Annotated in this window: 23 protein-coding genes; 16 read left to right on the forward strand and 7 right to left on the reverse strand. The window is 67.8% G+C overall.

Features of this window, described 5'->3' with window-relative positions; all coding sequences use genetic code 11:
- Positions 1-42: 42 nt before the first annotated feature.
- Positions 43-801, reverse strand: coding sequence for an NrtR DNA-binding winged helix domain-containing protein (locus OG716_RS01425; RefSeq protein ID WP_405135915.1), 759 nt, complete (start codon positions 799-801; stop codon positions 43-45).
- A 76-nt stretch (positions 802-877) separates the two neighbouring features.
- Here OG716_RS01425 and nadA point away from each other — a divergent pair, with 76 nt between their 5' ends.
- Genes nadA through nadC form a run of 3 tightly spaced genes read left to right on the forward strand, consistent with a single transcriptional unit; the run spans position 878 to position 4,480 of the window.
- Positions 878-1,939, forward strand: a complete 1,062-nt coding sequence (gene nadA, locus OG716_RS01430) for a quinolinate synthase NadA (RefSeq protein ID WP_405135916.1) — start codon at positions 878-880, stop codon at positions 1,937-1,939.
- A 28-nt stretch (positions 1,940-1,967) separates the two neighbouring features.
- A complete protein-coding gene (locus tag OG716_RS01435) occupies positions 1,968-3,593 on the forward strand; it encodes an L-aspartate oxidase (protein WP_405135917.1) in 1,626 nt (541 codons plus the stop codon).
- 26 nt (positions 3,594-3,619) lie between these two features.
- Positions 3,620-4,480: a carboxylating nicotinate-nucleotide diphosphorylase gene (nadC, locus tag OG716_RS01440; RefSeq protein WP_405135918.1), complete on the forward strand. Its 861-nt coding sequence runs from the start codon at positions 3,620-3,622 to the stop codon at positions 4,478-4,480.
- 43 nt (positions 4,481-4,523) lie between these two features.
- Here the strand turns inward: nadC and OG716_RS01445 are convergent, their stop codons facing one another.
- The 3 genes from OG716_RS01445 to OG716_RS01455 form a co-directional block, all read right to left on the reverse strand.
- Positions 4,524-4,703 (reverse strand): hypothetical protein, encoded by a 180-nt coding sequence (locus OG716_RS01445; RefSeq protein WP_405135919.1) that lies wholly within the window; start codon positions 4,701-4,703, stop codon positions 4,524-4,526.
- 86 nt (positions 4,704-4,789) lie between these two features.
- Entirely contained in the window at positions 4,790-5,242 is a 453-nt protein-coding gene (locus OG716_RS01450) for a tellurite resistance TerB family protein (RefSeq protein WP_405135920.1), read from the reverse strand.
- Between the two features lie 146 nt (positions 5,243-5,388).
- Positions 5,389-6,567 (reverse strand): winged helix DNA-binding domain-containing protein, encoded by a 1,179-nt coding sequence (locus OG716_RS01455; RefSeq protein WP_405135921.1) that lies wholly within the window; start codon positions 6,565-6,567, stop codon positions 5,389-5,391.
- A gap of 231 nt (positions 6,568-6,798) precedes the next feature.
- On the opposite strand from OG716_RS01455, the gene OG716_RS01460 reads away from it, so the two are divergent.
- Positions 6,799-7,785 carry an alpha/beta hydrolase family protein gene (locus tag OG716_RS01460; protein ID WP_405135922.1) on the forward strand — a complete coding sequence of 329 codons (987 nt, stop codon included), beginning with the start codon at positions 6,799-6,801 and terminating at the stop codon, positions 7,783-7,785.
- A gap of 9 nt (positions 7,786-7,794) precedes the next feature.
- Here the strand turns inward: OG716_RS01460 and OG716_RS01465 are convergent, their stop codons facing one another.
- Entirely contained in the window at positions 7,795-8,595 is an 801-nt protein-coding gene (locus OG716_RS01465; protein ID WP_405135923.1) for an FtsX-like permease family protein, read from the reverse strand.
- Positions 8,596-8,764: 169 nt separating this feature from the next.
- Between OG716_RS01465 and OG716_RS01470 the strand changes: the two genes are divergently transcribed.
- From OG716_RS01470 to OG716_RS01480, 3 genes are all read left to right on the forward strand, one after another.
- The gene (locus OG716_RS01470; RefSeq protein ID WP_405135924.1) at positions 8,765-9,682 is read left to right on the forward strand and encodes an arylamine N-acetyltransferase; all 918 of its coding nucleotides are present in this window, start codon (positions 8,765-8,767) and stop codon (positions 9,680-9,682) included.
- A 270-nt stretch (positions 9,683-9,952) separates the two neighbouring features.
- Positions 9,953-11,545, forward strand: a complete 1,593-nt coding sequence (locus tag OG716_RS01475) for a serine/threonine-protein kinase (protein ID WP_405135925.1) — start codon at positions 9,953-9,955, stop codon at positions 11,543-11,545.
- 103 nt (positions 11,546-11,648) lie between these two features.
- Positions 11,649-11,909 (forward strand): hypothetical protein, encoded by a 261-nt coding sequence (locus OG716_RS01480; protein ID WP_405135926.1) that lies wholly within the window; start codon positions 11,649-11,651, stop codon positions 11,907-11,909.
- 40 nt (positions 11,910-11,949) lie between these two features.
- Here the strand turns inward: OG716_RS01480 and OG716_RS01485 are convergent, their stop codons facing one another.
- Both OG716_RS01485 and OG716_RS01490 read right to left on the reverse strand, forming a co-directional pair.
- A complete protein-coding gene (locus tag OG716_RS01485; RefSeq protein WP_405135927.1) occupies positions 11,950-12,798 on the reverse strand; it encodes a helix-turn-helix transcriptional regulator in 849 nt (282 codons plus the stop codon).
- Positions 12,799-12,887: 89 nt separating this feature from the next.
- Positions 12,888-14,357 carry an alpha/beta hydrolase gene (locus OG716_RS01490; RefSeq protein ID WP_405135928.1) on the reverse strand — a complete coding sequence of 490 codons (1,470 nt, stop codon included), beginning with the start codon at positions 14,355-14,357 and terminating at the stop codon, positions 12,888-12,890.
- A 215-nt stretch (positions 14,358-14,572) separates the two neighbouring features.
- Here OG716_RS01490 and OG716_RS01495 point away from each other — a divergent pair, with 215 nt between their 5' ends.
- The 9 genes from OG716_RS01495 (at position 14,573) to OG716_RS01535 (ending at position 21,688) form a co-directional block, all read left to right on the forward strand.
- Positions 14,573-15,442: an aldo/keto reductase gene (locus tag OG716_RS01495; protein WP_405135929.1), complete on the forward strand. Its 870-nt coding sequence runs from the start codon at positions 14,573-14,575 to the stop codon at positions 15,440-15,442.
- A gap of 86 nt (positions 15,443-15,528) precedes the next feature.
- Complete coding sequence (locus tag OG716_RS01500) at positions 15,529-15,816, forward strand: putative quinol monooxygenase (RefSeq protein ID WP_405135930.1); 288 nt, start codon at positions 15,529-15,531, stop codon at positions 15,814-15,816.
- 240 nt (positions 15,817-16,056) lie between these two features.
- A complete protein-coding gene (locus tag OG716_RS01505; RefSeq protein ID WP_355128603.1) occupies positions 16,057-16,350 on the forward strand; it encodes a DUF6412 domain-containing protein in 294 nt (97 codons plus the stop codon).
- 88 nt (positions 16,351-16,438) lie between these two features.
- The gene (gene yidC, locus OG716_RS01510) at positions 16,439-17,227 is read left to right on the forward strand and encodes a membrane protein insertase YidC (RefSeq protein ID WP_355128601.1); all 789 of its coding nucleotides are present in this window, start codon (positions 16,439-16,441) and stop codon (positions 17,225-17,227) included.
- Positions 17,228-17,387: 160 nt separating this feature from the next.
- Positions 17,388-18,725 carry a histidinol dehydrogenase gene (gene hisD, locus OG716_RS01515; RefSeq protein ID WP_405135931.1) on the forward strand — a complete coding sequence of 446 codons (1,338 nt, stop codon included), beginning with the start codon at positions 17,388-17,390 and terminating at the stop codon, positions 18,723-18,725.
- Positions 18,722-19,876, forward strand: coding sequence for a histidinol-phosphate transaminase (locus OG716_RS01520; RefSeq protein WP_405135932.1), 1,155 nt, complete (start codon positions 18,722-18,724; stop codon positions 19,874-19,876). Before hisD ends, OG716_RS01520 begins: the two co-directional genes overlap by 4 nt.
- 20 nt (positions 19,877-19,896) lie before the next feature.
- Positions 19,897-20,529, forward strand: coding sequence for an imidazoleglycerol-phosphate dehydratase HisB (hisB, locus tag OG716_RS01525; RefSeq protein WP_405139449.1), 633 nt, complete (start codon positions 19,897-19,899; stop codon positions 20,527-20,529).
- Positions 20,526-21,158, forward strand: a complete 633-nt coding sequence (gene hisH / locus OG716_RS01530; RefSeq protein ID WP_405135933.1) for an imidazole glycerol phosphate synthase subunit HisH — start codon at positions 20,526-20,528, stop codon at positions 21,156-21,158. Before hisB ends, hisH begins: the two co-directional genes overlap by 4 nt.
- A gap of 83 nt (positions 21,159-21,241) precedes the next feature.
- On the forward strand, positions 21,242-21,688 hold the full coding sequence (locus OG716_RS01535) for a MarR family transcriptional regulator (protein ID WP_355128591.1): 447 nt from the start codon (positions 21,242-21,244) through the stop codon (positions 21,686-21,688).
- Positions 21,689-21,734: the final 46 nt, after the last annotated feature.

The raw sequence follows: 21,734 nt of genomic DNA on the forward strand, positions 1-21,734 counted from the left end.
TAGCGCTGCGTGAGTGGCAGCTCCCGCACGCGGTGCGACATGTCAGCTCGGCGGCCGCAGCGCCGCGAATTCATCGGTGACCCGGATTTCCGACTCGGCGAAGCGGTAGACCGCTGCCGGTCGGCCGCCCGTGCGACCGGGGGAGGTTGTCGCACCCGTCGGCGTGATCACTCCCCGGCGGGTAAGCACCCGTTGCAGATTCGTGGTGTCCACGTCGTATCCCAGTGCCGCGCAATAGGTTTCCCGCAGCGTGGACATGGTGAACCGCTCCGGCGCCAGGGCGAACGCGATATTCGTGTAGGACATCTTCGCCGCCAGTCGATTTCGCGCATGCACGACAATGCCGCCGTGATCGAAGGACATATCCGGCAGGGCCGACACCGGATGCCACCGGGTGTCCGAGGGCAGGACCGGTTCCGCGGTGAGCGGCACCAGCCCCAGATATGCCGAGGCGATGCGCCGATCGCCCGGTACGCGATTCGGATCGCTGAAGACCCAGACCTGTTCCAGATGGGTCAATTCCCGCACATCGACCTTCTCGGCCAATTGCCGCGCGGCCGAGGCGTCGAGGTCCTCCCCGTCGCGCAGCTTGCCGCCCGGTAGTGACCAGGTGCCCTTGGCGGGGTCGAGGGCGCGTTCCCAGAGCAGTACCGCCAATTCCGCGCGCTGGCCGGGCGGACAGCGCCCCGCATCGGCTCCTGCGGCAGTCGAAACACGCTCACCTGCACTGATGGTGTCCGGAAAGCGACGAACCTGGAACACGGCGGTGAGCGTTTCGTGGATAGTGCTACGATGGGCCACGTTTTCGATTCTAAGTCGAAAACCGGTTGTATGCGAATCGGCGATGTGGCCGAGCGCATGAGAGAAGGAGCCAGCCATGGCTGCAGTAGGTGCGACGATGCCGCTCACCGAGCGCATTGTGGACGGGCCCGCGGGATTCACCGGCGTCGACGCCACTCCCGAGTGGGCACAGGAGATCAAGCGATTGGCGCGCGAGCGCAACGCCACCATCCTGGCGCACAACTATCAGCTCCCCGAGATTCAGGACATTGCCGACCATGTCGGCGACTCCCTCGCGCTGTCGCGTATCGCCGCCGAGGCGACCGAGGGCACCATCGTGTTCTGCGGTGTGCACTTCATGGCCGAGACCGCGAAGATCCTGAGCCCCGAGAAGACCGTGCTGATTCCGGATCAGCGGGCCGGCTGTTCGCTGGCCGACTCCATCACCGCCGAGCAGCTGCGGGAGTGGAAGGACGAGCACCCCGAGGCCATGGTGGTGTCGTACGTGAACACCACCGCCGCGGTGAAGGCGCTCACCGATATCTGCTGCACCTCGTCCAATGCCGTCGATGTGGTCGCCTCCATCGATCCGGACCGCGAGGTGCTGTTCCTGCCGGACCAGTTCCTGGGCGCGCACGTCAAGCGCATCACCGGCCGCGAGAACATGCACATCTGGATGGGCGAATGCCACGTGCACGCCGGCATCAACGGCGATGAGCTCAATGAGCAGGCCCGCACCCACCCGGATGCCGAACTGTTCGTGCACCCCGAATGCGGTTGCGCCACTTCGGCGCTGTACCTCGCGGGCGCGGGCGAGTTCCCGGCCGACCGGGTGCACATCCTGTCGACCGGCGGCATGATCGACGCCGCCAAGGCCGCCGCGGCGCGAAGCGCCAAATCAGGCGGAGCGAAGCAGGTGCTGGTGGCCACCGAGATCGGCATGCTGCACCAGCTCCGAAAGGCCGCCCCCGGCATCGACTTCCAGGCCGTCAACGACCGCGCCTCCTGCCAGTACATGAAGATGATCACCCCCGCGGCCCTGCTCCGCTGCCTGGTGGAGAACCGCGACGAGGTGCACGTCGATCTCGAAACCGCTGCCCTGGCCCGCAATTCGGTCCAGCGCATGATCGAAATCGGCAACCCCGGCGGCGGGGAATAGCAGCGGGCTCGGGCGTTCGCCGGAAAGGGTGACAGCCGTGAGTATTTCCATCTCATGGGAGACCGACGCGGATCTCGTGGTGGTCGGCGGCGGGGTCGCGGGTTTGACCGCGGCCCGCACCGCCTCGCTGCGGGGACTGCGGGTGCTGACATTGAGTAAGGGCGGTGCCACCGATACCTCCACGCAGTATGCGCAGGGTGGTATCGCCGTGGTTGCGCCGCACGGGGATTCGGTGGAATCCCATGTGCACGACACCGTGGTGGCCGGGGCCGGGCTGTGTGATCCGGAGGCGGTGCGCTGCATTGTCGAGGGTGGCGTGGACGCGGTCGCGGCGCTGACCGATCTGGGTGCGGTATTCGATTTCGGCCGGGACGGCGAGGTTTCGCGCACCCGGGAGGGCGGGCACAGCACCCGGCGGATCATTCACGCCGGTGGTGACGCCACCGGCGCCGAGGTGCAGCGGGCCTTGAACACGGCCGGACTGCCGGTGTTGTTCGGGGCGGCCGCGGTCGAGATCGTGACCGGTCCCGACGGGGTGCGCGGTGTGATCGCGGTATCCGACAAGGGATTCGGGATCGTGCATGCGCCGGCCGTCCTGCTGGCGACCGGCGGGCTCGGACAGCTGTATGCGTGCAGCACCAATCCGCCGGGAGCCACCGCCGACGGTATCGCGCTGGCACTGCGGGCCGGGGCCATGGTCTCGGATCTGGAGTTCCTGCAGTTCCACCCCACCGTGCTGTTCACACCGGGCGGGCTGGGACGGCGACCGCTGATCAGTGAGGCGGTGCGCGGTGAGGGCGCGGTTCTCGTGGATTCCCAGGGTGATTCGGTGACCGCGGGCGTCCATCCGCGTGGTGACCTCGCGCCCCGCGATGTGGTGTCGCGCGCCATCGAGGCCCGCATGCGTGCGCTGGGCACCGACCGCGTCTACCTCGACGCCCGGGCGCTCGACGGGTTCGAGCAGCGGTTCCCGACCATCACCGCGTCCTGCCGGGCCGCGGGCATCGAACCGAGCGCCGATCTCATCCCGGTCGCGCCCGCCGCTCACTTCCAGTGCGGTGGTGTTGTCACCGATACCTACGGGCGCACCATCGTTCCCGGCCTGTACGCCGCGGGTGAGGTGGCCCGCACCGGCCTGAACGGGGCCAACCGGCTCGCCTCCAACAGTCTGCTCGAGGGTCTCGTGGTCGGCGAACGCGCCGGCGCGGCGGCGGTCGAGCGGCTGGGCGCGGCCGCGCGCATCGACTCCGGAGTGTACTTCGGCGGCGTCGCGGCACTGCCTCGGGCGGATCGGAAGCTGCTGCAGGAGTTGATGACCGAGAACGCCGCGGTCGTCCGCGACGGTGACGGCCTGCGCGGTGCGGTCCTGCGGCTGGTGGGCATGCTGTCCGGCGGCGAAGCCGACGAGACCAGCGAATCGGTGCAGGGGAATTCGGCCGCCGCGATCATCCAGGATCTCGAAGACTCCGCGCTCACGCTGACCGCGCGGACGCTGCTGCTGACCGCCTCCGCCCGTACCGAAAGCCGGGGCTGCCACACCCGTTCCGACTATCCGGACCCGCGCGAGGAGCTGCGCCGCAGTACGGCAGTGCGCCTGGGCCCGGATGGTCGCCCGCAATTGGTCACCGACGGCTCGGACACGAGGCCGTTCTGACACCGCACGAAAGAAGGAGTGCACCAATGACTCTCGACGCCGGACTCGATCGCGACGAAGTGCTCGCGCTCATTCGCCGGGCGCTGGACGAAGATCTGCGCTACGGCCCCGATATCACCACGGCCGCAACGGTTCCCGCGGATGCGGTGGCCAAGGCGGCCATGGTGTCCCGCCAGCCCGGCACCGTGGCCGGACTCGATGTCGGCCTGCTCGTACTCGACGAGGTGATCGGCGCGGGTGGATACGAGATCACCGACCGGGTCCCCGACGGCACCCGCGTGCAGCCGGGCGATACCGTGCTCAGCCTGATCGCGCCGACCCGCGGGCTGCTCACCGCCGAGCGCACCATGCTCAATCTGGTGTGCCATTTGTCCGGAATCGCCAGTGCCACTTCGGCCTGGGTGGACGCGGTCGCCGGTACCGAGTGCCGCATTCGGGACAGCCGGAAGACCCTGCCCGGTTTGCGGGCTTTGCAGAAGTACGCGGTGCGCACCGGTGGCGGCGTCAATCACCGCATGGGTCTGGGCGATGCGGCCCTCATCAAGGACAACCACGTGGTGGCGGCCGGATCGGTGGTCAACGCCCTGCGTGCGGTGCGCGCGCTGAATCCGGATATCGAGTGCGAGATCGAGGTGGACAACCTCGACCAGCTCGATGCGGTGCTCGCCGAAGACGTGCAGTTGGTGCTGCTGGACAACTTCCCGCTGTGGGCCACCCAGGCCGCCGTCCAGCGCCGCAACGACCGGTCGCCGCAGACGAAACTCGAATCCTCGGGCGGACTTTCGCTGGAGGACGCGGCGAATTACGCGGGGACCGGCGTGGACTACCTCTCGGTCGGCGCACTCACCCACTCGGTCCGGGTGCTGGACCTGGGCCTGGATATGTGAGGCGGACCTGGATGTGAGGCGGCTCGGCGATAGGTGAGACGGCTCAGCGGCGGAAGGTGGGCGCCTCGGCGATCCAGCCGGTGCCGCCGCAGACCGAGCACCAGTTGACCGAGCCGTTCGCCAGCCCGTAATCGCCTCGGCCTTCACACATCCCGCAGTACCGCCAGCCTCTGTTCGGGGCGACGGTGTCGAAGAAGATATTCAGGAACCCTTGAATCGCCATGCAGATTGCACTCCTCGCGCTGGGAATCCAAACGCAGCAAGCGTGCGGTATCGGGCTGGCGAATGTCCAGCGGTATCCAGCAGGCTTTACAAGCCGAACTCCTGCGGGTCCAGGCGCAGGGCCCGGCAGACATCCCGGACGGCGGCGATCTTCTGTGCGTCGAGATCGCCGCCGACCTTACCGATCATGATTCCCAATTGCACTGCGGCACGGGCTTCGACGGCGTTTCCGGTGGCCTCGGCGATTTGCGCCATCACATAGGCGCGGCCGAAGGCCGGATCCAGGGTGATGCGAGTGCAGTTGTCCTCGAACAGATTTCGCAGCTCGTCGGTGGGAAAGTGCTGCAGTGCAGTGTCCGCGCCGATGAGCTGCGCGACCCGGGTGCGGCCGGCCGGATCGATAGCGCCGTCCGCGGCCGCTATCAGCGCGCAAATACCCATGGTGGCATCTCGGAAAGAGCCGCCGCGCAATTCATTTCGCTGTGCGAGCAGCTGCTGCCGCCACTGCGGGGCCTGCTCCAGGCGGCTGTGGAAAACCATGACACACTCCGAAATGATCTACCGGACTCGCAAACCCCGCGTCGGTGCCCGGACTGTGCTGATGTATCGATCCGACCTTAACAGTCGATCGACAGGTGGCGGCTGGGAAGTTTCCGGCGACCGGAGAGCTGCATCCCCGGAACCTGTCAGGACGTGAGCTCACGTTCGAGCGGGGTACGGAAGCGGGGGATGGGCCGCACCTCCCCGTAGAAGGCGGTGAGGCGCGCGGCCTCGGCCTCGATCAGGGCCTGAGCATCGGAACCGACGTCTTCCAATAGGCGCCAGACGATTTCACCGTCGGGCCGCTGCGCCCAGCCGCCGACAATGCGTCCGTCCCACCACACGGTCGGCCCGACATTGCCATTGGTGTCGAACAGGATGGGGGAGTTCGGGCCGAGATACCACTCGCGGGACTGCCAGCCCATCGGAGTCGGGTCGAGCGCCGGGAGCAGCGCGACCCACGGCTCGGGTGCGGGCGTCGGTTCCAGATCGTCGGCGAGCACCAGGCCGGTCGCGCCGCCCAGGTCCACCTCCGCGGTATCCAGCAGCGCGAGGGTCTTGCGGACCTCGCCCAGCGTCCACCCCGTCCACCACTTGATATCGCTCACCGGTGCGGGTCCGAAGGCCCGCAACCACTTTCGCACCAGCTCCGCCCGCGCCGCTTCGGCAGAGAGTGCCGGAATCCCTTCCGGCAGCCAGGATTCGATGGGCGCCCAGGTGTATTGGCTACTGCTCCAACTGCCGTTGGGCCGGCCGCGCACGATCCGGCCCTCCGCACCGAGAATCACCAGCACCCAGGTGGTGATACTGGTCGGCTTGGAGTACGACTTGCCCGGCGCGGTGTTCACCTGGGTGCGCAGCCGGGGCACCTCTTTGCCCAACTGCGCGCCGGTGGCGCTACCGCGCGCCAGCAGGGTGTCGTGCGTTTCGGCCTCGACCTCGCTGAGCCAGGGCAGGACGGCCCCCTCGACCACGCCCGCCTGCTCGATGTACCTCGCGTACGTCTTGCGCTGCTTGTGCGCCAGCGCATCCGCGCACGACGCTTGTAGTGCGGGCACCAATTCGATGGGTGCGACGAACATGGTGCGCCGCATGGCCAGCATGCGCAGCAGCGTCCGATCCTCGTACAGCGCCTTCTCCACATGCCCCGGCTCGCAGCCCCGCCCGCGCGCGGCGACCGAGAGGAAAACCGTGGCCGGATCCGTGGCGTGCAGCACCACCAGTGACCGGGCCACCTCGTTCACATCATCGGTCCGGGCCGCGGCCGCCAGCCGATGCCGTACTCCCAGGCGAGCGCGCCGCTCGGCCGCATCCATCGAACGCATGGGCGAATCCTAGCCGCCGGGAACGACACCGGCCGCGCGATCGGCGGTGCATGTCCGAGCTGCCGCCGCGTGGCACTTGAAACGTGTGCTGTGGTGAGGCTCCGCCTGTCCGTACGGACGGCGTACTTCGACCGGAGCTGGAAGCTCGGCGACATCACAGCTGCCGACCGATCCGCCGGACACCCGTCGCGGGTACCCGAAACCGCACTCGCGGCGTGTCATGATTCGGCGATGCGAGGTCGGTATCGGAGCTGCGGCGCAGTCCTCGGGGTGCTCGCGGCCATGATCGTTACGGCGCCTGCGGTTTCCGCCGAGACGGCGGACACCGTGCGGGTGGCCGTGCGCGATGTGACGCTGACGGTCGACGGCGAACAGGCCACCGGGCGGGTGTACGAGCCGTATCGGGACACGCCGGGCGATATCGACCCGCGCGATCTTATCGTCGCCGTGCACGGACATGCCGGTGGCGCCGCCGACTTCCCGGAGTACATGAGTTCCATCGTGCGGCAGACCATGGCGCCGCTGCTGACCATGGATCAACGCTCCGCCGTGAGCCAGTGGCGGACCGGCGAGTGGAATGTGTGGGCCGGTTGGCAGGACACCGTGGCCGCCACCCAGTGGTATCGGGGTGCGCATCCCGGTATCGGGCGCAGCGTGCTGTGGGGTTGGAGCCAGGGCGGATTGACCAGCGGGCTCGCCGCCGCGTACGCCCCGCCCGGCACCTACGACTACTGGGTCGACACCTTCGGCCAGGCAAGCGATTTCGTGTCCTGGCTGGAGGCGGACCTGGCGGGGCCGGGCCTGCGGCCGGAGATCGAACGCGATGCGGGAGGCTGTACCCCGGTGGTGTGCGCGGCCGCGTACGCGGCGCGCTCACCCTCGCTGCTGGCCGGGCGAATCGCGGTGCGGCGCGCCATTCTGCTGCACGGCACCTCGGATCCGCTGGTGCCGTACAGCTCGAGTGTGGAGATGCGCGCCGCCCTGATGGCCACCGGAAAGCCGGTCACCATGTACACCATCGCCAGCGGTCGCGATCTCGGCGGGAATGTGGTGCCCGGTGAGCACGGCCTCGGCCCGGTGTTCTTCGAATCCGGTTGTGCGGTCGAGCGACTGCTGCTCAATACCGAGCCCGAAGGGGCGAGCGACTATCTGGTCGATATCGCGCACGGCATCAATACCGCTCCGCCTGCGCCGCCGAACACCAAGTGCGCCTCCTGAATCGGAGCTCTAGTCGACGCTGACCGCATCCACGATATTCAGGCGTGCGGCGCGCAGGGCCGGGGGTATGGAGCCCAGCAGGCTCAAAGCCAGTGCGGCGGCGGTGAATACGATAAGCAGCGGCCCGGGCCGGAAGGTGACGTCGATGCCCATCATGTCGGCGGCCAGTCGCGAGTAGAGGAATTGATCGGAGAGTCCGAAGAGCACGCCCAAAGCCGCACCGGCGATGCCGATTCCCGCCGCCTCCGCCAGCACCATGCGCAGGGCGAAACGGCGGCTGGAACCCACCGCGCGCAGGATGCCCAGCTCCCGGCGGCGTTCCAGGAGCGCCAGCGTGAGGGTATTGAGCAGGGCCATGGCAGCGATGACGGCAACGATGACCAGCATGATGCGCGAGAGCACCAGCCCCTGCCGCATGGCCTTGCTGATGCCGTCGAGCGCGGCCGGTCCGGTGTAGACGTGCATATCGGGCGGCGTGACCCCCAGCACCAGCAGTTGATCGTCCTGCGGCCCTACGCTCGCGCGCAGCATGGGCACGGCAGCGGCCACTCCGGGTACGGCGGCCACGTCATTGCGCACGGCCTGCGGGAATCCGGCATCACTGACACCCGAGATCTCCAGGCTCGCATTGCCCGCCAGTCCGGTCGCGAGCCGCGCGACCGATCCGGTCAGCGATCCGGAAATACCGATTACCGCCACCAGGAAGGCGGCCGACACCGCCATCACGAATATCGAGGCCACGGTCCGCCCCCAATGGGTGGCGAACTCTCGAATTGTGAGCAGCCGCAACCGATCCAGCAGAGCGATCATGAAATAAAGGCTAGGCGCCGGTGGACCACCCTGCCGACGATTCGGCGACTCCGTCCCAGACGCCGAACCCGTCCGGCGGTCCGCGGTGCGGCGACAGGTCGCGGCTTCCGGGAACAGGTTCGCGCCGACCGCGGTTGCCCGAGGGGAAGCAGGCCGACAGGAGGCAGTGATGACGGCACCCGTGGATCCGTCCTATCGATGGGGCGGCGACGAGCTGGATCTGGACGCGTACCTGGATCGCATCGGATACGCGGGCGCGCGCACGCCCACGCTGGCCACCCTGCGCGGGCTGGTGCGAGCGCACACCACCACCATTCCGTTCGAGAATCTGGAGATCATTCTCGGTCGCGCGGTTCCGCTCGATCTGGAGTCCTTGCAGGACAAGCTGATCCGGCGCCGGCGCGGCGGCTACTGCTACGAGAACGTCCTGCTGTTCGCCGCCGCGCTGGAGCGGCTCGGATTCGAATTCACCGGTATCTCGGGCCGAGTCACGATGGGGGCGGCGGGATTACGGCCTGCCACCCATGCGCTGCTGCGCGTCATCGCGGGCGACGACGACCGGGTCTGGCTCTGCGATGTGGGTTTCGGCGCGGGGCCGCTCGAACCCGTCGAGCTCACTCCCGATCGGGGCGAAATCACGCTCGGCGCTTGGCGTTACCGGCTCGAGCTGGGCGCGGACGCACTCGGTGGAGAGCTGTGGACCCTGCATCAGTTCGGCCGGGACGGCTGGATCGATCGGCACACCTTCAGCCCGAATCCGCAGTACCGGACCGACTTCGCGGTCGGCAATCACTTCGTCTCCACCGCGCCCCGATCGCCGTTCACCACCCGCCCGTTCATTCAGCGGTTCCGGCCCGAGGTGCATCACCAGATCGACGGCACCACGTGGACGACGACCTATCCGGACGGCACCGGCGAGATTCGGGAGCTCGAGGCCGCCGAGCTGCCCAAGGTGCTGGCCGAGGTGTTCGATATCGAACTCGGCGCTGCCGATGCGGCGCTGCTCACTCGCGCCGAATGGCCGGCCGGGGCGAAAAATCCGCCCGAAACGACCCGAAATCAGGTGGCGGCGACACGCAACGGCTGAAATCCGTTCCCACGCGGTGAGATCTGGCATGGTGGCACAGAATTCTATGTCATGTCATGGAAGTACTCTGAGCTGCGCATTTACGTGACCTGTCACACGGTCGTCACCTGAGTGCGGTCCAGATCTCACCGAGATCTCGCTCATATCTCACGCTGACGTCGGCGTGCTGCCCGCGGACCGCTACACTCATGCGGGGAAACACGCGGGCAACCGCGTCGTCACAGTCACCATCGCGGAGAATTTCGGAGTAGTGCCATCGAAACCGGCCAAGTGATCGCAGGGCATTACCGCCTGGTCGAACGGATTGGTAGCGGCGGCACAGGCGTCGTCTGGCGAGCCGTCGACCAACGGCTGGAACGCTCGGTGGCGATCAAGCAGATCATCACCCAGCCCAGTCTGTCCGAGGCGGACAAAGACATCGTGCGTCAGCGCGCGGCCCGAGAGGCCCGCAATGCCGCACGCTTTCAGCATCCGAATGCCATTGTGGTGTTCGACATTACCGAGCACGAGGGCGATCCATGCCTCGTCATGGAGTACCTGCCGTCCCAGAGCCTGGCGGTGGTGCTCTCCTCGCAGGGCACCCTGCCGCTGCCTCAGGTCGCGCGCATCGGTGAGCAGGTCGCGTCGGCGCTCATTGCCGCCCACCGGGTCGGCATCGTGCATCGCGATGTGAAGCCCGGCAATATCCTGCTCGGCGACAACGGGGCGGTGAAGATCACCGACTTCGGCATCTCCAAGGCCAAGGGCGATGTCACGCTCACCGCCACCGGACTCATCTCCGGCACCGCCGCCTACCTCGCACCCGAGGTCGCGCGCGGCGCCGAGCCGAGCCCGGCCGCCGATGTCTTCGCCCTGGGCGCCACGCTCTTCCACGCGCTGGAGGGCGAACCGCCCTACGGCACCAATCCGAATCCGCTCGCACTGCTGTACGCGGCGGCGAACGGCCAGATCAGCGAGCCGCGCAATGCCGGCCCGCTCAGTGATCTGCTGCTCTCGCTGCTCAGCTTCGAGCCGGAGGACCGGCCGAGCATGACCGAGGTCCGCGACATCATGGCGGACTTCGCGGAGCTCGGACCCGAAGCCGAGGCCACCCGCGTCATGGCCGCCCGCCGTCAGAACGGCAACGCGCAGTCACCGGCCAAGCCGATCGGCGCACCCCGGACGGCGCCGCAGCGCGGGAACACCCGGCAGATGGATCGCCGCTCGGCCGCCAATGCCGATATCCCGACCGGGGCCATGGCCCAGGCGCAATTGCTCGAGACCCCGCCGCCGCGGCATCCGGTGTCGGCGGGCCCGCCCACGCGTTCCAACCCGGCTCCGCAGCTGGAGTCCCGCGGTCGCGGGAAACTGGTGTGGGCCGGTGTGGTCGCGGCTGTGGTCGTGGTCGCGGCCGTGGTCTTCGGCATCATCAGCTCGTCCGGTTCGGACAGCCCGGGCACGGTGTCGGGCAGCACCAGCGCGTCGAAGGTTTCCACCTCCACCACCACGGGTGCGGGCACGGCAGGAACCCTCGGGCAAACCAAGAGCGCCGGAACGGTATCGGTGCTCAATGGCGCCGATACGGTAGACAAGTTCTATGACTCGCTCGTCAATATGAGCTTCGCCGACGCGTGGAGCAAGCTGACTCCGGCGGCCCAGCAGGTCTACGGCGGCCAGACGGCGTTCCAGTCCTACTGGAACGACAATCGCGTCACCCGTTACGCCTCCATCTCCGGAGCCCGGGGCAATGACAGTGCGAATGCCGACGGTTCGGTGGATATCGCACTGGCCAACCTGACCTCCGGCGGCCAGACCAAATCGCTCACGCTGCGTGTGATCGACGGTGGCGGTGGCACTTTGAAGATCGACAGCGACACCCGCTAGTCCGCGCTGAACTCGACGTATTGCGCCGCACCGGAAATCCGGTGCGGCGCAATGTTGTTATCGGGGGCTGTTCTCAATCCCCTGTCGTGGTTAGCCTTCCGATATGAACGTGCGCCAGATGCTCACAGAAGAGCGCGGGGAGCTGGTCGAACTGCTCAGCAATCCCGATCCCTTTGTGCGGCCCGGACGTTTCCTGAAGGGATTGCGGTGGGAGGCCACCGATGCCGACTGGTCGCGGGGCACCGGCCCGGTGGTTCGCGGTCCCGGCGAAGCGCTCGTGGTTGCCATGGCAGGCCGCGCCGCGGCTCTCGACGATCTCGAAGGTGACGGCGTGCCCGAACTTCGCCGTCGCGTCGAGGCGTAGGACTGCGCGAAAACTGCCGCAGCGCAGTCTTTTCGGCGCATCAGACGCGCTGGGATTCGGCGGCGAGCCCGGCCGGTAGTCGCAGTGCGGTGGCGCTGGGGGAGTCGGCCTCGACGGTGTAGGCGACCAGGGCCTGGTCCGGATCGTCTGGGAGCCGGAAGGTTTCGAAGCCGAGTTCGACACGGCCCACCACCGGATGCCGGTAGACATACCGGCCGTAGGTCTTGTCCCTGAGTTCGTGGTTGTCCCACAGCCCGCGGAACTCCGGATCCGCCTGGTGCAGTTCGTCTATCAGGTCGGCGATCTCCGCGTCGCCCGGATTGCGGGCGGCGTCCAGACGCAGATAGGCCACCACATCGGCGGCCTTGCCGGGCCAGTCCTCGTAGAGCCCACGCATGCCTTCGTCCAGGAAGACCATGCGGGCCTTATTGCGATCACGCGGCGCCAGCGCGGAGAAATCGGTGATGAGTGCCGCCGCCTGCCGGTTCCAGGCCAGCACAGTGGTGCCGCGGCCCAGGAGGTAGGCGGGCATATCGCCCGCGGAGTCGAGCAGTCGCCGCAGGCCCGGCCGCACGTGCTGTTCGGCGGGCGGCTCCTCACCCGACCACGGCCGCGCCAGCCGGTAGAGGTGATCGCGCTCCACCGGATTCAAGCGCAGCGCGCGAGCCACCGCATCCAGGACCGACTCCGAGAAGTGCAGGGTGCGGCCCTGTTCCAGCCGGACATAGTGGTCGACGCTGACACCGGCCAGCAGGGCCAGCTCCTCGCGTCGCAGGCCGGGGACCCGGCGGCGGGCGCCGTGATCGATCAGCCCGACCTCCTCGGGCCGCAGCCGGGCACGGCGGGAGCGCAGGAATTCGCCGAGTTCGGCACGCCGGTCGAGAGTCATGAGATCAGTATCGCGGGAGTGTGCCGGGGTATTCCTGGTCGTGTCGTGACCAGGCTGGGGCTGAGCTTGCCTCCGCGACCGGCGGTCTGTCATCGGCAGGTCAGGTCCTGATCAGGGCGGGTGCCGTCGCTGAGGAATTGTGTTACCGCGTCGTTGGCGCAGCCGATCGGGGAGGGGTAGACGCCGTGACCGCCGCCGTCGACCGTGACCATGCGGGCGCGGGCGCCGAAGGCATTGCGCAGGTTGAGTGCGCCACCGTACGGGGTAGCCGGATCGCGCAGGTTCTGGATCATCAGTATGTTCGATGGGCCGTCGGCGGTGACCACGGTCCGGGGTGCGACCGGTAATTGCCAGAAGGTGCAGGGGGACAGGTTTTCCGGCATACCGGCGGTCAGAGGGTGCGCGGTCCGGCTGGCGGTGACAGCCGCGGCATAGTCGGAAACCGCTGTGGGCCAGGCGGAGTCATTGCAGATGGTGGCGACACCGACCGCGGTGCGCTGCTGGACGATCTGCTCCGGCGGGAGGGGTTGCGGGTTCGGCAGGGGCGCCGACGCCTCGGCCGCATTGATCAGCCGGGCCAGTGCCGGGAAGGTCTTATCGCTGTAGAGGCCGTCGAGCAGTTGTTGCCGTAGCCCGTTGCCGGTCAGCTGCCCCAGTTCCGATCCCGGCCAGGGGAGTGGGCTCTGATCGAGTTTCGCTGCGAGCGTGAGGAATCGGCCGCGCACCGCATCGGGGGTTTCGGTGGTGTGATCGGAATTGCCGGGGCCGGCCGCCCACTTCGCGAAGTCGGGGAACCGATCCTCCACGCCGACTGCGTAATTGGCGTTCCAGCCGCGCTCGACCCGGTCCGGATTCGGATCGTCGCTGCTGTCGAGCAGGAGACGATCGGTGTGCTGCGGGAACAGCGTCGCGTAGACCGAGGTGGCGTAGGTGCCGTAGGACTCGCCCCAGGCGGAGATTCGGCTCTCGCCCAGCGCTTCTCGAATGCTGTCGATATCGCGGGCCTCGGTGCGGGTGCTGATACTGCGCACCAGGGCGCCGCCATTGTCGTTGCACGCCTGCGCGATCCGCCGACTCACCGCGATATTCGCCGAGATATCACCGTCTCCGCGCGGCCAGCCGCGGAAGCGTTCGGTGACCAGGTCATCGCGTGTGATGCCGCAGTCGGCCGTGGTGCTCGATCCCATACCGCGCGGGTCGAAGCCGATGAGATCGTAGGTATCGCGCACGGCGGCAGGAAGTTTCGATCCGACCTCGGTCGGCTTGTCGAGGCCGGTATTGCCGGGGCCGCCCGGCACCAGCAGCAGTGCACCGTGCCGGGTGCCCGGATGGGCGCTACGGATGCGGGAGACGGCCAGGGTGATTCGGTCACCGTCGGGTCGGTCGTAGTCCAGGGGTACCTGAATGCTCGTGCATTCCTGTCGCGGGTCGAGTCCGCTGCCAGGACACGGCTTCCACGCGAGGGCCGCCGCACTCGGCGAGTTCGCCGAGGTGCAGGCCGTGACGGTGGCAAGGACGGTGAGGGCCAACAGGATTCCGAGGCGCGGGCTGCTCTTCACCTCGCCGACGTTAGGAGCGCCGGGCGCCCGTGCGCGTCACCCCACGGTGCTGCACGCGGGTCACCCTGCGGTAGCGGTCGATCCAGCCCGGTCATGCCGTGCCCAGGCTCGCGCCGCACTGTCTACCGCGCTCGCGGCATACAAAAGTAGTGCTCACAGCCGGAACCGATCCGGCAGCGTGGCTCGCCGCGACGTGGTTTCGAACGGAGATCCGAATGAGTAGGACTCGTCCCCTCGGGGATACGGGTATGGATATCACTCCGCTCGGTTTCGGCACCTGGGTGATCGCCGGATCCGGATGGCAGTACTCGTGGGGCGCCACCGATGACGCCGAATCCATTGCCGCCGTGCGGCATGCGGTCGATAGCGGTCTCAATTGGCTCGACACCGCCCCCGCCTACGGGCTCGGCCACGCCGAAACGCTCGTGGGCAAGGCCCTGGCCGATATGCCGGAGGCCGAGCGGCCGTATTTGTTCACCAAGACCGGCCTCATCTGGGAGGAGGGTGACGACCGCACTGGACCGCCGCGCCGCATTACGCGGCCGGAAACCATTCGGGCGGAACTGGAGGCGTCGCTGCGCCGCCTGCGGGTCGAGCACATCGACCTCTATCAGGTGCACTGGCCGGATACCGGTGCGGTCTTCGTCTACGGCGGCGAGGGCGCGGGCCTGGCGGCGCCCACTCCGCTGGAGGAGTACTGGCGGGTCATGGCCGACCTCGAGAAGGAAGGCAAGGTCCGCGCCATCGGCCTGCTCACGGGTGCGTTCACCGCGGACCGCAAGCTCACCGCCGACGACTGGCGTTCCGGCAGACCAGATTTCACCACCGGACTGTCCGCCAACCTGGCACTGGTCGACGCCCTGCGACCCATTGCGGCCCGCCACGGCGTGTCCGTCGCCGAAGTGGCTCTCGCCTGGGTCAATTCCTGGCCCGGCGTGACCGCCGCGATTGTCGGCGCGCGCACCAGCACCCAAATCGACGGCTGGACAGGCGCTCTCACGTTGGAACTGAGCCCGGCAGACCTCGAGGAAATCGCCACGGCCATCAACTCCACCGGCGCGGGCACCGGCCCCGCCCGTCCCTGACCCAGCTGTATCGCAGCCCCGCCGGTTTCGGGGTCCCACCCTCGGTCAATCGCCGAACATCGATCGAATCACCAGGAGAAGCTCTCATGACACTGCACGTTGTCGCCGAAATCCGTGTCAAGGCCGGCCAGGAGGATCGCCTCCGCACCGCACTGGAGGCCATGATCGAACCCACCCTGACCGAACCCGGCTGCGTCGTCTACCAGCCCTTCGTGGATCCCAATGACGCCGCCCACATGGTCCTCATCGAAGAGTGGAAGTCCGCCGGAGCCCTCGAAGAGCACTTCCTCGCCCCCCACTTCGTGCACCTCGCCGGAGTCTTCGACGAGATCCTCGCCGAACCTGTCACCATCAACCGCCTCATCGCCGAATGACCTGACCCCCGTCGAGGCGACCGGACCCCAGCTCCGGTCGCGCAGACATTCCCGGACCGCGCCCGCGACCCTGGCACGGGCGGGCAGGCCGGGGCGTGGGAACTTGCCGCAGGGTCTGATGACATCCGCGCGCATGGCACCTCTCGTCGCGGCGGATGCCGCCTGCCCGATGTGGTGATCGGGTCACAGATCCCGGGCTCGGCAGCGCTGAAAGCCGGATCGGTGGGTAGTGTCGAGCGCATGATGCGGATTCGGACGACGGTGGTGCTGGTGTGCACGCTGGTCGTCGCCGCATGGGCTGTGCTGTTTTTGAGCTCGGCCGAGCCGAATTCGCTGCTGGTACTGGGTGCGGCGGCGCTGGTAGCGCTGACCGCCACCATGCTGGCGGCGCGCGGGCCGCGACTGCGGGTCACGGTGAGCGCGGGTCCGCCGGAGTCGGCAGGCCGTCGCCGCCGGGGAGCCTTTCTGCGACAGAGCAATCCAGATGCTGCGGGGCGTCCGCGTCCGCGCGCACCGGGGGCCCTCGCGGTCTGATCGTGCCCACACGATCAGACCTCCGCTGCCCCCCGATTCGCTCCACCCGCGGCATTGCGCGGGTGCCTCGCAGTGAGGTCCCATACTTATGCTCGATTTCATCTATTACCCCGTGTCCGCGGTCCTGTGGCTGTGGCACACGCTCTTCGCGTCGATCCTCGGCATCCCCGGTGGCCCGGCCTGGGTGCTGGCGATCATCTTCCTGGTCATGACACTGCGGGCGCTGCTCATCCGCCCGTTCCTGGCGCAGCTGCAATTCCAGCGCAAGCTGGCTCTGATCGGGCCGGAGATGAAGGAGATTCAGCGCAAGCACGCCGGTGACAAGGAGACGCAGGCCGTCGAGGTGCGGAAGCTGCAGCAGAAGCACGGCTTCAATCCGCTGCTCGGGTTTCTGCCGATGATCGGTCAGATCATGGTCTTCGTCGGCCTGTTCCATGTGCTGAATTCGTTCCATGCCGGCACCGCCAACTATGTGTTCTCGACCGATCAGGTGCAGTCGTTCCTGTCGGCGAATCTGTTCGGCGCACCGCTGTCGATGAGCCTGTCCCATGCCGGTGGCGCGTTCGGTTCGGTTGCCGTGGTGGTGGTTCCCCTGCTGCTCATCGCCACGGTCGCGACCCACTTCACGGCCCGGTTCTCGGTGGCGCGCCAGCGTGAGACGGCTCCGGAGCAGACGGCTCAGGTGCGGGTGATGAATACGCTGTCGATGTGGGCGTTCCCGCTCGGCACGCTGGTGACCGGTGCGCTGTGGCCGGTGGCCATCCTGCTGTACTTCGTGACCCAGAATGCCTGGACGTTTGTACAGCAACACCTGGTCTACCGCCGGTTCGATGCCGAGGAGGCCGTGCCGGCGCTGCCCGCGACGCGCACCGAATAGCCGCCGAATCCGCCGCACCGATTGCTCTGCCCTGCCGGTCAGCGCGGTGCGGCGGAGGAGCGATGGCATCGACCCGATAGTCTGGTACCTGGTCGCGGGCAGTTTCGGCTGCCCGGTGCACCCCTTTGATGATCAGCACAGACAAGGACTGCAGAGCGCTATGACAAGCCGCATCGAGCTCGCCCGCGTCGATTTGCGTGGACGTACTCCCACTGCTGGTGAACTGCGCGCGGCACTGCCGCGCGGAGGCGTCGACGTGGACTCGGTGCTGCATCATGTGCGGCCGGTCGTGGAGGCCATCCGCGATCGGGGCGTCGAGGCCGCGCTGGAGTTCAGCCAGAAGTTCGACGGTGTGCAGCCCGCCTCCGTGCGGGTGCCCGCCGCCGAGCTGGATCGAGCGCTCGAAGAACTCGACCCCGCGGTGCGCGCTGCCCTCGAAGTCGCGATCGAGCGCACCCGCAAGGTGCATGCCGATCAGCGGCGCACCGATAAGGTCACCCAGGTGGTGCCCGGCGGCACCGTCACCGAACGCTGGGTGCCGGTCGAGCGGGTCGGCCTGTATGTGCCGGGCGGCAATGCCGTCTATCCGTCGAGCGTGGTCATGAATGTGGTTCCCGCGCAGACCGCGGGCGTCGATTCGCTGGTGGTGGCCTCGCCGCCGCAGGCGCAGTTCGACGGCCTGCCGCACCCGACGATTCTGGCGGCCGCCAAGCTGCTCGGCGTCGAGGAGGTGTGGGCGGTCGGCGGTGCGCAGGCGGTCGCGCTGCTGACCTACGGCGGCACCGATACCGATGGCGCACAACTGGATCCGGTCGACATGATCACCGGGCCGGGCAATATCTACGTGACCGCCGCCAAGCGGCTGTGCCGCGGGCTGGTCGGCATCGACGCCGAAGCCGGGCCCACCGAGATCGCGATTCTGGCCGACGGCACCGCCGATCCGGTACATGTTGCCGCGGACCTGATTTCGCAGGCCGAGCACGATGTGCTGGCCGCGAGCGTGCTCGTCACCGACAGTGTGGAGCTGGCCGATGCGGTGGATGCCGCGCTGACCGCGCAGATGAGCGTGGTCAAGCACCGCGATCGGGTCGCGGAAGCATTGTCGGGCAAGCAGTCCGGCACTGTGCTCGTCGACGACATCACCCAGGGGCTGCGCGTCGTGAACGCCTATGCGGCCGAGCACCTGGAGATCCAGACCGTGGACGCCCCCGCTGTGGCTGCCCAGGTGCGCAGCGCCGGAGCGGTATTCGTCGGCGCCTGGTCGCCGGTCAGCCTCGGCGACTACTGCGCGGGCTCCAACCACGTGCTGCCGACGGCCGGATGTGCCCGGCACTCTTCGGGTTTGAGTGTGCAGACCTTCCTGCGCGGCATCCACGTCGTGGATTACTCGGAGGCGGCGTTGAAGGATGTCGCCGGACATGTGGTCGCGCTGGCCAATGCCGAGGATCTGCCCGCGCACGGTCAGGCCGTACAGGTGCGATTCGGGGAACTGTCATGAATGCCGAGTCGAGCCTCGCATCGAGCGCCGTGACCGTGCCCGGATCCGCTGTCTCCCTGGATGATCTGCCGCTGCGGGACAATCTGCGCGGCAAGAGTCCGTACGGCGCACCGCAATTGACGGTGCCGGTGCAGCTCAATACCAATGAGAACCCGCACCCGCCGAGTAAGGCGCTGATCGACGACGTCGCCGAATCGGTGCGCGCCGCCGCCGCCGAACTGCACCGCTACCCGGACCGCGATGCGGTGGCGCTGCGCACCGATCTGGCCGCCTACCTGACCCGGCAGACCGGCGTCGCGCTGGACGTGTCGAATGTGTGGGCCGCCAATGGTTCCAATGAAATCCTGCAGCAGCTGCTGCAGGCGTTCGGCGGTCCCGGCCGCACGGCGCTGGGTTTCGTGCCGTCGTATTCGATGCACCCGATCATTTCCGAGGGCATCGACACCGAATGGATCGAAGCCAAGCGCAATGGCGACTTCTCCCTCGATATCGACTACGCCGTCATGGTGATCGGCGACCGCCACCCCGATGTGGTGTTCGTGACCAGCCCCAATAATCCGACGGGGCACAGCATTCCGATCGCCGACCTGGAGCGCCTCGTCGAGGCCGCACCCGGCATCGTGGTGGTGGACGAGGCGTACGCGGAGTTCTCCGAGGTGGCCAGCGCGGTATCGCTGATCGACCGGTTCCCCGCGAAACTCGTTGTCAGCCGCACCATGTCGAAGGCCTTCGCCTTCGCGGGCGGCCGGCTCGGATATCTCGCGGCCGCGCCCGCCGTGATCGACGCCATGCTGCTGGTGCGGCTGCCCTATCACCTGTCCGTGGTCACCCAGGCCGCGGCGCGGGCGGCGCTGCGGCATGCCGGCGAAACCCTCGGCAGTGTCCACGAATTGGCGGCGCAGCGTGATCGGGTGATGGCGGCGCTGCGGGTGCTCGGCTACGACGTCATTCCGTCGGATGCCAATTTTGTGCTCTTCGGCCGCTTCGCCGACGCCCCGCGCGCCTGGCAGCACTACCTCGACGAGGGTGTGCTCATTCGCGATGTCGGCATTCCCGGCTATCTGCGCACCACGATCGGCCTGGCCGCCGAGAACGACGAATTCCTGCGTGTCAGTGAGAAATTGGTGGCGGCCGAGGTGGTTGCCCGATGAGTACGGAGGCGAGCCTCCCCATGGATACGGAAGCGAGCATGAACCGAATCGCCCGGGTGGAACGCACCACTCGTGAATCCAGCATCGTGGTCGAACTGAACCTCGACGGCACCGGTAAGACCGATATCTCCACCGGCGTCCCGTTCTACGACCACATGCTCACCGCGTTCGGCCAGCACGGCAGCTTCGATCTGACCGTGGCCGCCAAGGGCGATATCGAGATCGAGGCGCACCACACGGTGGAGGACACCGCCATCGTCCTGGGCCAGGCGCTCGCGCAGGCTCTCGGCGACAAGAAGGGCATCCGCCGTTTCGGCGATTCCTTCATTCCCATGGACGAGACCCTGGCCCAGGCCATTGTGGATGTGTCCGGCCGCCCGTACTGCGTGCACACCGGTGAGCCGGAACACCTGCTGCACACCGTGATTCCGTCCGCAGGCCCCGGCGCGTCCTACTCGACCGTCCTGAATCGCCATGTGTTCGAGTCGATCGCGCTGAACGCGCGCATCGCCCTGCACGTGCGGGTGCTCTACGGCCGCGACCAGCACCACATCACCGAGGCCGAATTCAAGGCGGTGGCGCGGGCTTTGCGCGCCGCAGTCGAACTCGACCCGCGGGTCACCGGGGTCCCCTCCACCAAGGGAACGCTATGACCAAGAAGCTGGCTCTCCTGGACTACGGCTCCGGCAACCTGCACTCCGCCGAGCGCGCCCTGGTGCGGGCCGGCGCCCAGGTCACCGTCACCGCCGATCCCGAAATCGCCTTGAACGCAGACGGTCTCGTGGTCCCCGGCGTCGGCGCCTACGCCGCCTGCATGTCCGGCCTGCTCGAGGTCCGCGGCGACCGCATCATCGGCAAGCGCCTGGCCGGCGGCCGCCCCGTCCTGGGCATCTGCGTGGGCATGCAGATCCTCTTCGAGCGCGGCGTCGAATTCGGCGTGGAAACCGAAGGCTGCGGCGAATGGCCCGGCACCGTCGAGCGTTTGGACGCCCCCGTCCTGCCGCACATGGGCTGGAACACGGTCAAGGCCCCCGAAGACAGCGTCCTGTTCGCCGGCATGGACGAAGACACCCGCTTCTACTTCGTCCACTCCTACGCCGCCCAGTCCTGGTCTCTCGAAGACCACGGCACCCTGGCCCCCGCCAAACTCACCTGGTCCGAACACGACGCTCCCTTCCTCGCCGCCGTAGAAAACGGCCCCCTGAGCGCCACCCAGTTCCACCCGGAAAAGTCCGGCGACGCCGGCGCCCATCTCCTCCGCAACTGGGTCAACTCCCTCTGATCTCCTGAAACCGCACAGTTCGTCCGCGGGCTGTGCGGTGGGGATACGGGCCGCCGGGGCGGTGATCCGGCTAGATTGCCGGTATGGAGAATGCGGTTGGGGGAGGGTCCGGTCGGTTGCGGGCGCTGCCTACGCGGTTGGTCGGTCAGGTGGCTATTCTGGCCAATCGGGCTACCGAGCGTGCGCTCGAGGAGACGGGATCGCGGCGGTATCACTACGCGTTGCTGGCGACGCTCGATGAGCTCGGACCCGGCAGCCAGGCCGAGGTCGGGCGCCGTACCGGGATCGATCGCAGTGATGTCGTCGCCGCGGTGAACGAGCTGGCCGATCGCGGTTTTGTGCACCGCACCCCGGATCCCGCCGACCGCCGCCGCAATGTCCTGACCCTCACCCCGGCCGGCGCAGACCACCTGGCAGACCTCGACACCCGGCTGGAAGTAGCCCAATCCGAACTGCTCCCCGGCTTCACCGCCGCCGAACGCGCCAACTTCGTGCTGACCCTCACCCGAATCCTCGATTCCCACACCTGAACTCGCGCCCTCCGGCGACCGAAAAAGCGCTGTTCGGCAGTGCGGC

The sequence above is a fragment of the Nocardia sp. NBC_01388 genome, from assembly GCF_045040085.1.
Lineage (GTDB): Bacteria > Actinomycetota > Actinomycetes > Mycobacteriales > Mycobacteriaceae > Nocardia.

Coding starts and splice junctions, on each gene's coding strand:
- nadA (WP_405135916.1), top strand. CDS start 878: ATGGCTGCAGTAGGTGCGACGATGCCGCTCACCGAGCGCATTGTGGAC.
- nadC (WP_405135918.1), top strand. CDS start 3,620: ATGACTCTCGACGCCGGACTCGATCGCGACGAAGTGCTCGCGCTCATT.
- OG716_RS01445 (WP_405135919.1), bottom strand. CDS start 4,703: ATGGCGATTCAAGGGTTCCTGAATATCTTCTTCGACACCGTCGCCCCG.
- OG716_RS01450 (WP_405135920.1), bottom strand. CDS start 5,242: ATGGTTTTCCACAGCCGCCTGGAGCAGGCCCCGCAGTGGCGGCAGCAG.
- OG716_RS01455 (WP_405135921.1), bottom strand. CDS start 6,567: ATGCGTTCGATGGATGCGGCCGAGCGGCGCGCTCGCCTGGGAGTACGG.
- OG716_RS01460 (WP_405135922.1), top strand. CDS start 6,799: ATGCGAGGTCGGTATCGGAGCTGCGGCGCAGTCCTCGGGGTGCTCGCG.
- OG716_RS01465 (WP_405135923.1), bottom strand. CDS start 8,595: ATGATCGCTCTGCTGGATCGGTTGCGGCTGCTCACAATTCGAGAGTTC.
- OG716_RS01470 (WP_405135924.1), top strand. CDS start 8,765: ATGACGGCACCCGTGGATCCGTCCTATCGATGGGGCGGCGACGAGCTG.
- OG716_RS01480 (WP_405135926.1), top strand. CDS start 11,649: ATGAACGTGCGCCAGATGCTCACAGAAGAGCGCGGGGAGCTGGTCGAA.
- OG716_RS01485 (WP_405135927.1), bottom strand. CDS start 12,798: ATGACTCTCGACCGGCGTGCCGAACTCGGCGAATTCCTGCGCTCCCGC.
- OG716_RS01495 (WP_405135929.1), top strand. CDS start 14,573: ATGAGTAGGACTCGTCCCCTCGGGGATACGGGTATGGATATCACTCCG.
- OG716_RS01500 (WP_405135930.1), top strand. CDS start 15,529: ATGACACTGCACGTTGTCGCCGAAATCCGTGTCAAGGCCGGCCAGGAG.
- OG716_RS01505 (WP_355128603.1), top strand. CDS start 16,057: ATGATGCGGATTCGGACGACGGTGGTGCTGGTGTGCACGCTGGTCGTC.
- yidC (WP_355128601.1), top strand. CDS start 16,439: ATGCTCGATTTCATCTATTACCCCGTGTCCGCGGTCCTGTGGCTGTGG.
- hisD (WP_405135931.1), top strand. CDS start 17,388: ATGACAAGCCGCATCGAGCTCGCCCGCGTCGATTTGCGTGGACGTACT.
- OG716_RS01520 (WP_405135932.1), top strand. CDS start 18,722: ATGAATGCCGAGTCGAGCCTCGCATCGAGCGCCGTGACCGTGCCCGGA.
- hisB (WP_405139449.1), top strand. CDS start 19,897: ATGGATACGGAAGCGAGCATGAACCGAATCGCCCGGGTGGAACGCACC.
- hisH (WP_405135933.1), top strand. CDS start 20,526: ATGACCAAGAAGCTGGCTCTCCTGGACTACGGCTCCGGCAACCTGCAC.
- OG716_RS01535 (WP_355128591.1), top strand. CDS start 21,242: ATGGAGAATGCGGTTGGGGGAGGGTCCGGTCGGTTGCGGGCGCTGCCT.